Raw genomic sequence first — 15,406 nt, forward strand, 5'->3', positions numbered from 1 at the left:
CTACCTCATAATTTCATCAAATCTGCAAAGGTCCCCACATTTACAAACATGTATTGTGTGGTTTTTAACATTTGAACCATCAAGATGGCACCTGTACCTTCTCCCATCGACATTTGAGCTTGGATAGGCACCATATCTTGTGTAATACCTACCTCGGCCAAGGCCAACTCTGTACCTTTTTCACGCGAGTGATGTGATGGCAATGCATAGTCCGTAATGCGATCATTCATGTGTACCGCGCAGGCAGCAGCTACAGCGGTAATAAAGCCATCAATGACAAAGGGCTTTTTAAAATCAACACAAGCTAGCATGGCTCCAAGAATAGCCACAATATCAAAACCACCTACATGAGCTACGATTTCACGAACTCGGTCTGATTCACTTTCAGAACCAATATTAGCCTTGTGCTTGTCTAATACAGAACGTACAAAGTCAATTTTTCGTTTCATCAAATCTGGTTTATCTGGCCAGGAACCAGGGCCCACGGTTTCCGTCGGATCAGCCCCTATCAATGCAGACAACACGCACGCAGAGGTCGTCGTATTCCCTAACCCCATTTCACCAAAGGAGAACAGATTGATTCCTTGTTCTACATAATGCTGAACCCGTTCATAACCAGCTTGAAAGGCTCTATTAAATTCATCGTCAGTCATGGCCGGATGGTGCAAAATATTCTTTGTACCCTTAGCTACTTTGCGATTAACGCCGATACCATCATCTGAGGCAATGCCTACATCCACGACCTCATAAGGAATATTATTAAAGTTGCAAAATTGTGTGGCTGACGAGCGACCGAGTAACATATTACGGGATTGCTTTTGTGTCACCTCATAGTTATAGCCCACATAGCCTTCTATATTGCAACCATTATCGGCAGAAAATATGATATGCTGTGGTCGAATTTCACCATTAATCTCGCCCCATGCCGTACAAATCTTACGGAAATATATTTCCCATAAACCAAGACCACCTGGGATAAGGCATTTTGGTTGGAGAAATTTATTTAATTGTTTCTCTATCGGTAATACTGACTTATCTTTCATTTTATTCTCTAATCCGCACCTAATATGCCAACTAGCCTTCTATTAATTCGATATTATTCTATCTGAAAGTATAACATAAAATGCATATCTAGTAATGTGACTATTATTAGTTTTTAGAAGTATAATTTAGTTTTGAAATATAGTATTCTAACGGCATTATTTCTAATCGAAATTATCATTACACAATTACAACCACTCTAGTAGATAAAAAAGGTTATCCCTTTACAGGATAACCTTTTATTTGAGTTATATAATTAAGTATTTTCTTAAGTTTATCTAACCTACGAATTTAAGCACCTTGGAATTGAGGCATATCGTCGCCACTAGAGTCGTCCAATTTACCTTGAAGGTCATGGTCAACCATGGCACATACAGATGCATCAGACCATACGTTTTCAGCGGTTTCAATCATATCGATAATCGTATAGATTGGCAAGATGATACCAAGCAAACCAATTGGTGCACCGATGGAACTCATCAAGGATAAGGTTAAGAAATAACAACCCATTGGAACGCCCGCATTACCAATCGCAGCGAGAACAGCAATAAATAACCAGGCCACCATTGTGCCCACAGTCAATTCCATTCCCGCATTTTGCATTACGAATAAGGATGTGACAAGAATGAAAGCTGCGCAACCATTCATATTAATAGTTGTACAAATTGGCAATACGAAACGAGCTACTGCAGGATGAGCTTTCAAATTATCCTCAGCAGATGCCAATGTAACAGGCAAAGTTGCAGCAGAAGATTTTGTGAACAACGCAACAGCTACGGCTGGAGACATTTTGCGGAATACATCCACAGGGTTCAAACCGCGGAATAACAAGAACAATGGAATTACGATAAAGAATTGGATCAAGTTACCACCGATAACAACAGCCGTATATTTACCTAAAGCACCAACAATTACGCCCGCTTCGATTTGCGCAGATAATTGACCTGCAAAGGCGAGGATACCGATTGGCAATACATAAAGTAATGCTTTAATCAATGTAAATAGTAATTCTTGTAAACCAAATAAGACTTTCAACACCGCTTCGCGATTTTCAGTGCGTGGCATGAACGCAAGGGCTAAACCAACGGAAGCAGAAATAAACATTACAGACAATACATTGGCTTGTAAGTATGGTTGCAAGATATTGTTTGGAATAACAGATAAGAAATGATCATAATACGTAACATTGCCAAGTTTTTCAGGCACTTGAGCTGCACCGGCACCGATTACATCAAGCGGTAAGTTACCTGGTGCAATCCATAGGAATAAGCCAAGTCCTACAGCTGCCGCACAGATTGTAGTTAGCAAGGTATACACTACAGCGTGTCCAAAGATACGACCTGTATCCTTTTTAGCACCTAGCATGGATAATGTTGTAATTACCGCTAAGGATACGGTTGGAATTGCGATAAATTGGAACAAACGGGTAAAGACCGCTGCAATAAAGTTAAAGAGCTCATTTAAAGCCGGAATATGTTGCCATCCTAAGATAGCACCAATGATGAGTGCCCCCATCCATAAAATGAACTGACGCAATTTACCTTGGCCACGACTTTTTAAGGTAATCTCTTGCGCTAAGGCATCCACATTTTTGTTGTTTTGATCTGCCATAATAACACCTCTCTACAAACTAAACTATATAGACTATAAAAAGAAACCCCAGCCCTTAGGGCTGGGACAGTAGTTATATCCTAGTCTCTTGTTAAAACATATTATAAAGATATGTTTTAACACTGTCAAACCAAAATAATTTGATATTATAGATTAATATATTCAATTAATGCGTCACTATAAAATCATAGAAGACAACACGAGTACGATCAGGACTAAACAAAAAATAAATCACATACGGATCAATTCCACTCTCTCGGTGTAGAACATAAACCGTATAGCCATAGGTAGGAACTCGTTCAAGTTGATAATATCCACCTGCTAGTTGACGACCATATAGAAGCCACACAAATAAGTTCCACTTTGTATAATCTTCTGTTAAAAAATCATAGGTACTTTGTATATCCCCTTTTAAAAATATAGAGTTGGCCTCATACGAATAAACTCTATTCTTAAACAACTCTGGCGTAATAATTAAACCCGGTGCCGAAGATTCAGCAACAAGGTGTTCAAATGCTCTTACATCTTCGGGACTACCTTCAAAGACAATAGTAGTTGTAAAGTCATAAAAACTTTCTATTGTCCCCCTTGAAGATATAGGATGCAATCCTTTCGGAACTATATCAGGATTTCTAAAATGTTCTGGTAATACTGTTGCTTTTACTGGCCATCTTTGTTTCCATCGTGATATATCATTAACTTCACTTCCAAAAAGGAGCTCATATATAAACATAGACATTAGCAATAAAGGTACTGCTACAACTAATGTGCACCAAGCATATAAAATGTGTTTCTTCGGTAATATTAAATGATAGAAGTAGTAATAAAACTGTATTCTTATTGATAATAATAAGATTACACCTACAATTACAAACCATAATCCTGGCAATTGAATATGTGCATTTCCCCAAAGAAAAAAGGCAAAGAATAAGATTGATAGAATGATATGTTTACCACAAGGAGGGCCTATTAGCATTTGTAATAGTTTAATAAAGCGATTCACAATATAATCCTTACTTAGACTGATAAAACACAGCTCGAGTCCTATCATTACTAATCAAAAGTTCCACAAAATGAGGTCTCTTTGTATTACCATCATCAACAAATACATATAATCTATGATTCCGCGTAGAATTATATGTATCCTTGACTACTGTTTTTGTTTCTTTTCGGGGTGCAAAGCGTAGCCACTCTATAAAATTTCGTTGTGGTAAGTTTAGAGGTTCTTCATCAATGCTATCTATAATGCGATAGCTGGTAGGATGAGATATAAACCGCTTCAATTCCCCACTTTCTAAATCGAGTAATCTATTATATTTGTCAATTTGAGCTGTATAGGCTGCATGTTGTTTTGCAATCGCCTCATATTGAGCAATTACTTTAGGGTCTCCCTCTAAAACTACATAACGATAAGGGTACGCAGTAGCCCAAGCAACATCTATTCGCACCATAGATACCTTATCAATACTTTCTGGAAGCTGCTCAGGAGATTTAAGACCTTCTGGTAATTCGCTATTATTAGGCCATCCTCGTTTCCAATCAGTTGTGCTGTACTCAAAATCCTCAAACTGTTCAACGCTTGTATTAATATCATACTTAAGCCAATCAGCTACAAGCCAAGATATACTAAGGGTTATGACAATAAATAAACCGCAAGCTAGTCGGCTATGGGCTTTTTCAGATATGGTTCGTTTCTTAAAGCGACCATATTGCAGTAACACACTCAATACTATGGCTATACCAAAAACCATGTATGTAATAGGTGCTATGTTAAATAGCGCTACCACAATTGCAAACAACACGCATAGCATAACCGTTAATAGGCCATAAAATCCTTGAAACAAAACTCTCTCCTATCATGACAATACTTAGAACATTTTCTTATACAACATTTCTATATCTTCCCGACTCACATTGGCCATTGTATTAGCAATATTGCCGGTTGCTACGACATACACGTTATCGACAAGCCAAGGAATGTCTTCTTTTGTAAAACCAAGTTCTGTAAGGTTTGTAGTAAGGTCTAGGTCATGTACAATCAAGCGTAATGCTTCACCTAGTTCGGATCCATCTCCGTGGTTGAATATGCGAGCTAAGGCACCAAACTTATCAGGGTTTGCACTCCATGTATATTCCACCGCAACAGGTTCAATAACGGCAAGGCCTACACCGTGAGTAATATCCTTAAGCCCACTGGCAGGATGTTCCATGCCATGAGCAAGTGTTACACCGGCAGTATTAATAACCATGCCTCCAATTGTGCTAGCCAATGTAACGGACTCCCAAGCTTTTGTAAGTTGAGTTTCGTTGAGAACAGATGATTTACCTTCAGCCATTGCTTTCACATGTTTATATAGTGGCACAAGATATTGTGCTAATAAGGTTACCGCATAATGAGCTAATGCATCCGTAAAAGGTTGTGCCGTTTTAGAGGTATACGCCTCGATATTATGACAGAGTGCATCAAAGCCCACAGATGCCAATACATGGGGCGGCATTGTGCCCATCACTGCCGGATCTACGATGGATACTTTTGGTACGATGGCATTACATCGCAAGGATTTCTTGTCTCCCGTTTCAGGATTGGTAAGCACCCCGAAACCATTGCCTTCAGAGCCGGTGCCACAGGTTGTAGGAATTACAATAAGAGGCAACGCCTTATCACTGATTTTACGGTTAAAGATATAGTCATTAATATCACCTTCGTTAACGGCCATAAATGCAATGCCTTTTGCACAGTCCATGATAGAGCCGCCACCAATGGCAACGACCATATCACAGCTTTCAGATTTAGCTAAAGCAGCGCCGTCCAATGCAGTCGTCGTTAAAGGATTGGCATCCACTTGATCAAACAACACATGTTCAATATGTGCCGCATCAAGTTTTGCTGTCACACGGTCATATAGTCCAGATTTTTTGGCACTTGTCCGCCCTGTTACGATTAGCGCTTTATTGCCATAAGGCTTAGCAAAACTAGCAACACTATCGACTTTATCCCAACCAAATTGGATATGTACTGGTAAAAAATAAGAGAACTCCATGTGAACGACCTCTTTTCTATAAATACTAGCTCTTAATGTTATTGTAATGTAAATTCAGACGCCTGTAAAACCTCATAGGACTTTCACTAGAAAACATGTATACTACAGATAAGAGGGGGGCATTTATTTTTATAAAGGGAGAGAATCTATGAAATCTGCAATTACACATTTATGGTCTTCGCTGCGTGACCTAGCAACGCAGTCACCTATATTACTGGCATTAATTGCCGTATTTTCATGTACACCGTTTTATCTAGAGCAAGATTGGTTTGCCGATATAGACCTTTGGTTCTATGGGCTGTATTTCTTCATCGTCATACTACAATCATATATAACACGAGATCGAAAGTTCTCCATAGTATATACATTATTAAGCATAGGTATCAGCGTTGGTCTATATACGATTCATGAAACGTACCATCACATACGAGGCATCGAGCTAGCCACAGAAAATATATCATATCTATGGCTGTACTCTATGATTGCTCTATATTTTACATCGCCTGGAGAATACTACATCGGCGAAATCATCAATCGCCTGAAACGGATTGGTATTACCATTGTTACATCAACACTGTACAATGTCGTCATAGTCATGACCCTATGGTTTTTCTTCATCATTCTGAACAAACCATTTACCTTTGATGATCTAATCTTTAAAGTACTAGCCGCTATTAATATATTTATCTGTATGTCCATGCTATGTACTTACAAAGAGGAGCCTGATGGACCACCTGAACCAAACGCATTTTATAATATAGTTTTTGGTCTCATACTACCAAAGGCGTCCATCATTACAGGTATTCTTGCTAATATCTACTTGGTATTAATCCTTTTAGGGCTCCGTGAAGATGCACGGTTCCTTTACACATATTATCCGTATGTAGCCATTTTCTATCTATTTTACTTAGCGAGTTTCAGGTCTAGTGAAAGCAGCAAAACACAAAGGATTCTATGCTTCTTATTTATTACGATTACAATATTGTGTTTAATCCTGATTGGCAAGCGCGTAATAAATGAGCCCCTACTCTGGCTCAATACGATTTACGTAGCCGCATTCAATCTAATCTTCTTAGCACATAATGTATACTCCTTTGTAAAGCGTTTGACTCCATCGATCCATACAACAATTATGGCGCTCGCCCTAGGTGCAGTCCTTTTAATGCCTTTTATCGGTTACACATCCCATCGAGAATTTACAAACTATACAAAAATTGACGGTCAATGGCACGTATACTTGCCTATTACAGAAACATTTAGCCCTGATTTTACAGATTATGGCAGGACGATTATACAGGGGGATTCTTCAAAATCAGGAGCAACGGAAATATATAAGGAACAAAATATTCAGTTTATCAGCTTTACGGCCGTTGAAGAACCTCATGTTATTTCGCTTGTAGGATATAATAAATTCATTTCTAACATCGAATTAGAAGTACGTGAGCCTGCTGATAGTACAGCTGACATACCAACAGCATCCTATGAATCTATCAACTTTAGATTCATCAATGAAGGCCTTGATTTAGAGGTATCTCTACCAAATGGCGTGACCGAGGTTCATCATATATATGAAAAATTTCTCACTGTTCCTAAAACGGCTTCAGATTCAGTCATTATAGAAGGCACGGGATACAAACTCTTAATCCACTCCTACTACGCATATCAAGACAGCGCACGAAGAATTATTTTTAGCGTATTATATAATTAAAACTTATAAAAGGAGTGTTCTACTTGAACACTCCTTTTATTGATTTACATAATAGTATTTACTATTATGTAAATCAATCTTCGTTATTAGAAATAGGCTCTAATAGATTTTTATCATCATACGTTATAGACTTTTCATCTAAACTAACAATTTTATATACCCCTAAAGTATACTTCTTATTTTCATTAACTATTTCCCTTGCAAGTTCAACAAAAGCTTCTACTGATATACTTTTAGAGACTAATGTAGCAAGCTCTTTCCCTGCTTGAGTAAAAGGATACGCGTTGATATCTACTTCAATATCTTTACCATCTGATAATGCAGCGGTCACAACTAACTCGTTACTCAAAAATAAAGCGTTGGAGTCTTGACTAATACTTATAGTAACCCCGAGCATACCATCATTAAATATAAGACCTTGTTCATTAAGTTTCATGATATCCGTATAATAAATATTATGCCTTTTAAGATATGCATCATAACGTGGCAAAAAATAACTTTGTCCTCTTGTCATAACAGAATAAGAGCATACCAAGCTAAACAGCTCAGCATCCTTTTTACTAAGATTTCTTAGTACATCAATTGTTTTAAATGAAAATGATGATGGTTCTGCAAGCTCCCCCGCTAAAAGTTTAGCCCACAATTCTTGCATTACTTCATCACTAATATTTCCCACAGCCTCATAAAATCTTACAAACCAATCAAAATCATAATTTGCATTGTTATTATCATGATGTATTTCAGAATAGTATTTATCAGCTTTCTTTGCAACCTCTAAAAAATTACTTGCTTGGTAATACTCCACATAGGTCATTTTACCTGCTTTTAATAAACTATCAGCAACTTCCTTAAACTGTCCATTTTTAATCTTTTCAAATTCGGCAACTGATGTGTTACGCCTTAAAAAAATAGTTGTAAACAATCCACCTACTACTGAACTAACAACACTTATTGCAGTTGGACTATTACTTAATAAAGCAATTATTTCCATTCCAGTCATAAATCGATCCCCCCTCTTATACTTACCCCCATAAGTATTAATGTAACACTAATAGCACCTCTGACTTTTTCTTTTTATAAAATCTATATTATATCTTCTATGATTTAATACAACTTTATATAAAATTATTATATCTATAAAATGCAGCTTTTTCTAATTCCGACTATAAAAAAGTAATTTGTATTTATTCTTTCAATCATCCTTATTTTAACCTTATAATAAGATACAATATTATCATAGATAATGAAAGTATCACTCCATAAAAATAAAATATTCTCAGTAAAATATACTTTAATAATTCTAAAAAGAGATACATCATTCAGAATTATCATATATTATCCATCAATACAATAATTATACGTTTTTTCACTACTTCCCAAAAATGAGGCAACTACATTTATATTTTTCGCAAAAAGTCAATATTGATTATATAGAAATTTTTCGCTATAATCGTAACATAATGTATAAGCTAGATAAGAAAACTACCATATATAGTAGTTTTCTTATTTTTCTGATTAGATTCACTTAAAGATATTTTATATAATTCATTATCATCTTATATATGCTTATACGACTATATTAACAGTTTTATGACTTTTTGCTCTCAAGGGGAACAGTAATGGAGATTATGATCAAGAAACGGGATGGCCATTTCGAGCCGTTGTCCGTTGAAAAAACGAAACGAATGATAGCCTTCGCATGTTTGGGGTTAGATTCTTGTGATCCACTAGAATTGGAAATGGATGCGAAGTTGCAATTCGTTGATGGCATGACTACTAAAGAAATTCAAAAGACTTTAGTCCAAACAGCTATCGAAAAAGTTATATCTAAAAAAGACGACGGCTTCGGCAACCAAGTTAATAAAATGAACCAAGATTGGCAGTTCGTAGCAGCCCGCCTATTCTTGTTCGATCTCTATAAAGAAGCCGCTATTACTCGCCGTTACAAAGCATTTGGCTACGGAAACTTCCCAAATCTAGTCAACATGCTTGTAGAAGAGAAAAAATACGCAGACTTCTTCGTTACAGAGTACACAGCTGACGAATTGCAAGAATTAGGCGATTATATCAAACCTAAGCGCGACTATCTCTTCAACTATGAAGGTCTCAAATTATTGGCTGACCGTTACTTGGTAAAAGGTTTTAACAAAGAAATCTTTGAATTACCTCAAGAACGTTTCATGGCTATCGCAATGCATTTGGCTCTTGTAGAAGGGGAAAATAAAGTAGAATACGCTAAGAAATTCTACGATTTGATGAGCCAATTAAAAATGACAACAGCTACACCTACGTTGGCAAATGCTGGTACACCATTCCATCAATTGTCCTCTTGCTTTATCTCTGGTGTAGATGACAACTTATGGTCCATTTACGACGTAAACAGTAAGTTCTCTCGCGTATCTAAACACGGTGGTGCTCTTGGTATCTACCTTGGTAAAGTTCGTGCATTGAACTCCGATATCCGCGGTTTCAAAAACTCTTCTGGTGGCGTTATTCCTTGGATTCGCTTATACAATGATACTGCAGTTGCAGTAGACCAATTGGGTAAACGTAAGGGCGGCGCTACAGTAACACTTGATATTTGGCACAAAGACTTCTACGAATTCGTAGAGCTTCGTACAAACAATGGTGACGATCGTCGTAAAGCACACGATATCTTCCCTGCTATCTCCGTTCCAAACATCTTCATGGAACGTATGATAGCTCGTGAAAACTTCACTCTCTTCGACCCTCATGAAATCTTGGCTGTAAAAGGCTATTCCTTAGAGGACTACTATGATACTGATGACAATAAAGAGTTCACAAAACGCTACCTCGAATGTGAACAAGATCCTAACTTGCACGGTATCGAAGTTCCAGCATTAGACATGATGAAAAAAATCATGCGCTCCGCTGTTGAAACTGGTACGCCATTCATCTTCTTCCGCGATACTGTAAATACTGCAAATCCTAACAAACATGCAGGCATGATCTACGCATCCAACTTGTGCCACGAAATTGCACAAAACGTTGGCTTCACTAACTTAGCTGAAGAAATCATCAATGAAGACGGTACAATTACTACTAAAACAAACACAGGCGACATGGTTACATGTAACTTAAATTCCATTAGCCTTGGTCGCATTACAGATGAAGAGTTAGAAGAAAACATTGCCCTTCAAATTCGCATGTTAGACAATGTTATTTCCATCAACCAAGCGCCGGTGCCAGAGTCTCGCATGACTTCTGATAAATACCGCGCTATCGGTCTTGGTACATCTGGTTACCATCACTACCTCGTAAATCACGATATCCAATGGGAATCCGATGAACATATCGAAGTAGCGGACAAATTATTTGAAAACATCGCATTCTATGCGATTAAAGCTTCTATGGAGCTTGCTAAAGAAAAAGGTGCGTACCCTGCGTTCAAAGGTTCCGAATGGGAAACTGGTGAATATTTCACTCGTCGTGGCTACACATCTGATCGTTGGAAACAACTCGCTGCTGACGTTGCAAAATACGGTATTCGCAATGGTTACTTAATGGCCGTAGCTCCTACAGGTTCTACATCCAACATTGCTAATACAACAGCTGGTATCGATCCTATCTTTAAAAAATTCTTCATCGAAGAAAAGAAAGGTTCTTTCACACCAAAAACTGCACCAGATTTGAACGACAAAACATTCTGGCTCTACAAAGAGGCGCATACAATCGACCAACAATGGTCCATCAAAGCTTGTGGCGTACGTCAACGTCATATTGACCAAGCACAATCTTTCAACTTGTATATCACACCTCAAATGAAAGCAAAAGAAATTCTTGACCTTTACGTAGAAGCCTACAAACAAGGGATTAAAACAATCTACTACATCCGCAATCAATCCCTTGAAATGGATGAATGCACAAGCTGTTCCTCCTAATATAGGATAGATACACGCTACATTCTATAATGCAATTTAAGCTATGGTAAAAGTTAAAGATATCATTGCCATAGTTTACAAAAAATATGCTCTATAACTAGAGAGCACTAAACTCGGGAAAGATGCTTTCACGAACAATGTAAATCTGATGACGACCTATAGCAGTATAGGTCGCATCATCGTATAAAGGAGCCCTACTATGGATAAAAAACTGATTTTCAACGAAAATGGTGACCGTGGCACGCAATCTATGATTGGCGGTAATACCACGAACCTTCGCGAGTGGAATCGTATCAAGTACGACTGGGCAAACCAAATGTACCGTACGATGCTCAACAACTTCTGGATTCCGGAAGAAATTTCCTTGAACGAAGACGTTAAACAATTCCCATATTTAACAGATTATGAACGTCGTGCCTTTGATAAAATTATTGCGTTCTTGAACTTCCTTGATTCCATTCAATCTGAAAACTTGCCTAATTTGAGCCGCTATATTACAGCATCTGAAGTGGCATCCTTATTGAATATCCAAGCATTCCAAGAAGAAATTCACGCTCAAAGTTATTCCTACATTTTGGACACTGTAACAAATCCTATTACACGTGACAAAATCTATGATGAATGGCGTACAGATAAAACATTGCTTGAACGTAACCGTTTCATCGCCGATGCATACCAACGTTTCAGTGATGAGCCTAGCGAAGCAAATCTCATTCATACAATCATCGCTAACTATATCTTAGAAGGCATCTACTTCTACTCTGGCTTTAGCTTCTTCTACACTTTGGCACGTCAAGGCAAGATGACAGCTACATCCACTATCTTCAAATATATCAATCGCGATGAAGTAACTCACCTTGTATTGTTCCAAAACATCATCCGCGAGTTACGCCGTGAACGCCCTGATTTATTTACACCTGAATTAGAGGCGAAAATTACGGACATGATTCGTCAAGGTACAGAAAACGAAATCGCTTGGGGTCAATACATCACCGACGATAAAATCCTCGGACTTAACAACGTTCTTATCGAGCGCTACATCAAATACCTTGCCAATATCCGCTTAGAAGCAATCGGCTTACCTCATTTATATCCTGAAATCAAGGATAATCCAATGGAGTGGATCGAAAGCTTTTCTAACTTGAATAGCACAAAAACTGACTTCTTCGAAGCTAAAGTTACAAACTATACAAAAGCAGCGGCATTTGATTTTGACGATTTAGAATAATAGACGTTATAAAATACAATATCTAAGGACATACGAGCCAATAGAAAAGAGCTAATAGCTATAACGCTATCAGCTCTTTTTTCATGATTATTTAAACCTTAGTTATGAGGAATTGCTGCAAATTTAAACAGCTCTCTCCTATTTATCTCTAAAAAACAAAAAACTATCATATCAGTGTATATGTTGCTAGAAATATAGTCCCCAAACGCCACCCTCGTTTTACAGTTGACACATGGTTATACATTGTAAATTATATCAATACATTTGTGCGCAAATAGGCCTACACCGTAGATTTTCATTCGCCCCATGAATGTATTCATAATAAGCTTGGTAAAAGCAAAAGTTTTTGTGTCCACCCTGTTTCAAACTACCAACTATTATCAGCTTTCAATCAATTCAGTTGTCCAGTTAGCAGACTGCAATAGATTGTCTAATAAACGTACTTGTTTTGCGATATGATCAGCTTCTTTTTGGATGTCTGCCACATTCACAGTCGGCATTAGCTTAATCTCAGACCCTCTCGCACGGAAATTGATACTTCCTGCGCTAGATGCCAACGTTCGATAAGCAGTTAGGCGCAAAGCAGCGCAATCTTTTTCGGCAATGATTTCAGTAATAGTTCGACCTTCTATAATAGTTTTGCAATTAGTTAAATTAATATCTGCAATTAATTTTTGAAGTCTATTTACACATTGTTCTAATGTTTTCAAAAGTTCTTCAGGGTTCTCATTCGGTACTTCCCCTTCTTGCACTAAACTATTTTGAGTTAAGCGAAGCTCTAAATCGCTTATTTTATAATTTAAATCAGATCGTTCTTGTAATGCTTCTGCTAGTTTCATAAACTCTCCTCTCAAAAAGATATATCAAGTTACTTATAAAATACTATGTACAACAATATATATATCCACCAATTCTTATTATACAGCACTATTGAACGGCTTATAATACTTTCCGCATCATCACGTGAGGACAGCCTTCATCTAGGTATTCTTCTCCTTCAGCACGATATCCAAGGGATTCATAGAATGGTTTGGCCTGTACTTGCGCTGACAAGGAGCACGTTTTAAAGCCGTCACGACGAATAGCATTTTCGGCGGCCATCATGATCTTAGTACCTAAATGTTGTCCACGATACAACTTACGTACCGCCATGCGCCCAATATGTGCATCTCCAGCTGTGTCACTTGGAAAATATCGACACGTACCAGCTGCTTTACCATCAATGGATAAGAGCACAAACTTTGCAGTCTCATCGATTTCATCAAATTCGTCTTCAAACCCTTGTTCTTTCGTAAATACATCGACACGAATTTGTTTTATTTCCTCTGTTATATGATCTAAGATTTGAATAATCATAGGTGCCCTTTCTGATTATAAGTATATTTATAAGAATCGATTTAGGCGTATTACGAAATACCCTATAAACAATGAAAGCTTCTTATTTTTATTATATCAAAAATACGCTTAATTCCACAAAACTTCTCAGTTCCTATTAATTCCCGCATCAAAAATATTTTAAAACTTCCATGAAATTCATTTTTAGGTATTGCATAATTTTATCATTTGGGTTTATACTATACCCAACATTTTAGAAAGGAGCAACCAAAAATGACTAACCAAATTAGCCTCACAGCAAAGCAATACTTTTATTGGTTCTTTATCCAACGTACGGGTAAGGAACTATTTGTGATGCGCTAATTAAGGATTATTCAACATTAGTTGCTTAGAATAGTAAAAGGGCTACCCGTATTAGATTACGGGTAGCCCTTTTTATTTGCTATCCGTATGGTCAGCCCTACTATTCACTGTAGTTAAAAGGAGGAATTATCATGATTATTACATTGAAACAAAACGCAGCAGCGGAAGAAGTATCCCGTTTACGCGGTGAATTAGAGGCGCAAGGATTCGTTATCCATCCAGTAGAAGGTACTCGATACAATATTCTAGGACTTATCGGTGATACTGCATCTCTTGATGCCCGTCAAATCGAGTCTCTAGATTTCGTAGATAAAGTAACTCGCATTCAAGAGCCATACAAAAAAGCAAACCGCAAATTCCATCCAGATGATTCTATAATCAATGTTGGTGGTGTCCTCATCGGTGGTGGTCACTTCGCAGTAATGGCCGGTCCTTGCTCTGTGGAAACACCTGAACAAGTATTAGCCACTGCTAAAGCATGTAAAGAAGCTGGTGCCACAATTCTTCGGGGCGGCGCTTTCAAACCTCGTACATCCCCATATTCCTTCCAAGGCATGGGGCCAGAAGGCTTGGAATTGTTAGAGCTTGCTAAAAAAGAAACAGATCTTCCTATCGTTTCCGAAGTTATGGATATCTCCCAATTACAATACTTCGATAATGTAGATATGCTTCAAATCGGCGCTCGTAACATGCAAAACTTCACGCTTTTAAAAGAGGTGGGCAAATTGAATAAACCAGTTCTATTAAAACGGGGTTTATCTGCCACATACGAAGAATGGTTGATGGCTGCTGAGTACATCATGTCCGAAGGCAATGAACAAGTTGTATTATGCGAACGCGGTATCCGCACATTCGAAACTAAGACTCGCAATACCTTAGACGTAACAGCAATTCCTATGATGCATGAATTATCTCACTTGCCAATTATCATGGATCCTAGCCACGCAGCAGGTATGAGCCGCATGGTTCGCCCGCTTTCACTTGCATCCGTAGGCGGCGGTGCAGACGGACTTATGATCGAAGTTCACAATGATCCTTCCAAAGCATTATGCGATGGCCCTCAAGCATTGCGTCCAGACCAATTCACTAGCCTTATGAAAGAAATTATCGCATTGCGCCAAGCATTGGTAGAATGCACTAAATAATCTCAAATACCACACAAATAAGCTAGTATCCG

General features: G+C 37.9%; 12 protein-coding genes. 4 read left to right on the plus strand and 8 right to left on the minus strand.

What is annotated here, in order from left to right; all coding sequences use genetic code 11:
* Positions 1–5: 5 nt before the first annotated feature.
* The 5 genes from PK1910_RS06120 to PK1910_RS06140 form a co-directional block, all read right to left on the minus strand.
* Positions 6–1,043, minus strand: a complete 1,038-nt coding sequence (locus PK1910_RS06120) for a nicotinate-nucleotide--dimethylbenzimidazole phosphoribosyltransferase (protein ID WP_058948124.1) — start codon at positions 1,041–1,043, stop codon at positions 6–8.
* A gap of 289 nt (positions 1,044–1,332) precedes the next feature.
* Entirely contained in the window at positions 1,333–2,652 is a 1,320-nt protein-coding gene (locus tag PK1910_RS06125; RefSeq protein ID WP_058948125.1) for a dicarboxylate/amino acid:cation symporter, read from the minus strand.
* A 166-nt stretch (positions 2,653–2,818) separates the two neighbouring features.
* Positions 2,819–3,655, minus strand: a complete 837-nt coding sequence (locus PK1910_RS06130) for a hypothetical protein (protein ID WP_058948386.1) — start codon at positions 3,653–3,655, stop codon at positions 2,819–2,821.
* A gap of 10 nt (positions 3,656–3,665) precedes the next feature.
* Positions 3,666–4,496: a hypothetical protein gene (locus PK1910_RS06135; protein WP_058948126.1), complete on the minus strand. Its 831-nt coding sequence runs from the start codon at positions 4,494–4,496 to the stop codon at positions 3,666–3,668.
* Positions 4,497–4,520: 24 nt separating this feature from the next.
* On the minus strand, positions 4,521–5,693 hold the full coding sequence (locus PK1910_RS06140; RefSeq protein WP_058948127.1) for an iron-containing alcohol dehydrogenase: 1,173 nt from the start codon (positions 5,691–5,693) through the stop codon (positions 4,521–4,523).
* Positions 5,694–5,841: 148 nt separating this feature from the next.
* Between PK1910_RS06140 and PK1910_RS06145 the strand changes: the two genes are divergently transcribed.
* Positions 5,842–7,401 carry a hypothetical protein gene (locus tag PK1910_RS06145; RefSeq protein ID WP_058948128.1) on the plus strand — a complete coding sequence of 520 codons (1,560 nt, stop codon included), beginning with the start codon at positions 5,842–5,844 and terminating at the stop codon, positions 7,399–7,401.
* A gap of 73 nt (positions 7,402–7,474) precedes the next feature.
* On the opposite strand, the gene PK1910_RS06150 is transcribed toward PK1910_RS06145, so the two are convergent.
* Positions 7,475–8,401, minus strand: a complete 927-nt coding sequence (locus PK1910_RS06150; protein ID WP_021148580.1) for a DUF2806 domain-containing protein — start codon at positions 8,399–8,401, stop codon at positions 7,475–7,477.
* A 619-nt stretch (positions 8,402–9,020) separates the two neighbouring features.
* Between PK1910_RS06150 and PK1910_RS06155 the strand changes: the two genes are divergently transcribed.
* Both PK1910_RS06155 and PK1910_RS06160 read left to right on the plus strand, forming a co-directional pair.
* Positions 9,021–11,303 (plus strand): ribonucleoside-diphosphate reductase subunit alpha, encoded by a 2,283-nt coding sequence (locus PK1910_RS06155; RefSeq protein WP_058948129.1) that lies wholly within the window; start codon positions 9,021–9,023, stop codon positions 11,301–11,303.
* Positions 11,304–11,502: 199 nt separating this feature from the next.
* Positions 11,503–12,531 (plus strand): ribonucleotide-diphosphate reductase subunit beta, encoded by a 1,029-nt coding sequence (locus PK1910_RS06160; protein WP_058948130.1) that lies wholly within the window; start codon positions 11,503–11,505, stop codon positions 12,529–12,531.
* Between the two features lie 380 nt (positions 12,532–12,911).
* On the opposite strand, the gene PK1910_RS06165 is transcribed toward PK1910_RS06160, so the two are convergent.
* Both PK1910_RS06165 and PK1910_RS06170 read right to left on the minus strand, forming a co-directional pair.
* Complete coding sequence (locus tag PK1910_RS06165; protein WP_008602307.1) at positions 12,912–13,370, minus strand: DIP1984 family protein; 459 nt, start codon at positions 13,368–13,370, stop codon at positions 12,912–12,914.
* A 100-nt stretch (positions 13,371–13,470) separates the two neighbouring features.
* Positions 13,471–13,887, minus strand: a complete 417-nt coding sequence (locus PK1910_RS06170; protein ID WP_058948131.1) for a GNAT family N-acetyltransferase — start codon at positions 13,885–13,887, stop codon at positions 13,471–13,473.
* A 473-nt stretch (positions 13,888–14,360) separates the two neighbouring features.
* Here PK1910_RS06170 and aroF point away from each other — a divergent pair, with 473 nt between their 5' ends.
* Entirely contained in the window at positions 14,361–15,374 is a 1,014-nt protein-coding gene (gene aroF, locus PK1910_RS06175; RefSeq protein ID WP_058948132.1) for a 3-deoxy-7-phosphoheptulonate synthase, read from the plus strand.
* The last annotated feature ends 32 nt before the right edge of the window (positions 15,375–15,406 follow it).

The sequence above is a fragment of the Veillonella parvula genome, from assembly GCF_036456085.1.
Taxonomy (GTDB): domain Bacteria; phylum Bacillota; class Negativicutes; order Veillonellales; family Veillonellaceae; genus Veillonella; species Veillonella parvula_E.

Excerpts from the sequence above, each read along its gene's own strand:
- PK1910_RS06145 (WP_058948128.1), top strand. The coding sequence starts at position 5,842 with ATGAAATCTGCAATTACACATTTATGGTCTTCGCTGCGTGACCTAGCA.
- PK1910_RS06125 (WP_058948125.1), bottom strand. The coding sequence starts at position 2,652 with ATGGCAGATCAAAACAACAAAAATGTGGATGCCTTAGCGCAAGAGATT.
- PK1910_RS06155 (WP_058948129.1), top strand. The coding sequence starts at position 9,021 with ATGGAGATTATGATCAAGAAACGGGATGGCCATTTCGAGCCGTTGTCC.
- PK1910_RS06165 (WP_008602307.1), bottom strand. The coding sequence starts at position 13,370 with ATGAAACTAGCAGAAGCATTACAAGAACGATCTGATTTAAATTATAAA.
- PK1910_RS06170 (WP_058948131.1), bottom strand. The coding sequence starts at position 13,887 with ATGATTATTCAAATCTTAGATCATATAACAGAGGAAATAAAACAAATT.
- PK1910_RS06160 (WP_058948130.1), top strand. The coding sequence starts at position 11,503 with ATGGATAAAAAACTGATTTTCAACGAAAATGGTGACCGTGGCACGCAA.
- PK1910_RS06120 (WP_058948124.1), bottom strand. The coding sequence starts at position 1,043 with ATGAAAGATAAGTCAGTATTACCGATAGAGAAACAATTAAATAAATTT.
- aroF (WP_058948132.1), top strand. The coding sequence starts at position 14,361 with ATGATTATTACATTGAAACAAAACGCAGCAGCGGAAGAAGTATCCCGT.
- PK1910_RS06150 (WP_021148580.1), bottom strand. The coding sequence starts at position 8,401 with ATGACTGGAATGGAAATAATTGCTTTATTAAGTAATAGTCCAACTGCA.
- PK1910_RS06140 (WP_058948127.1), bottom strand. The coding sequence starts at position 5,693 with ATGGAGTTCTCTTATTTTTTACCAGTACATATCCAATTTGGTTGGGAT.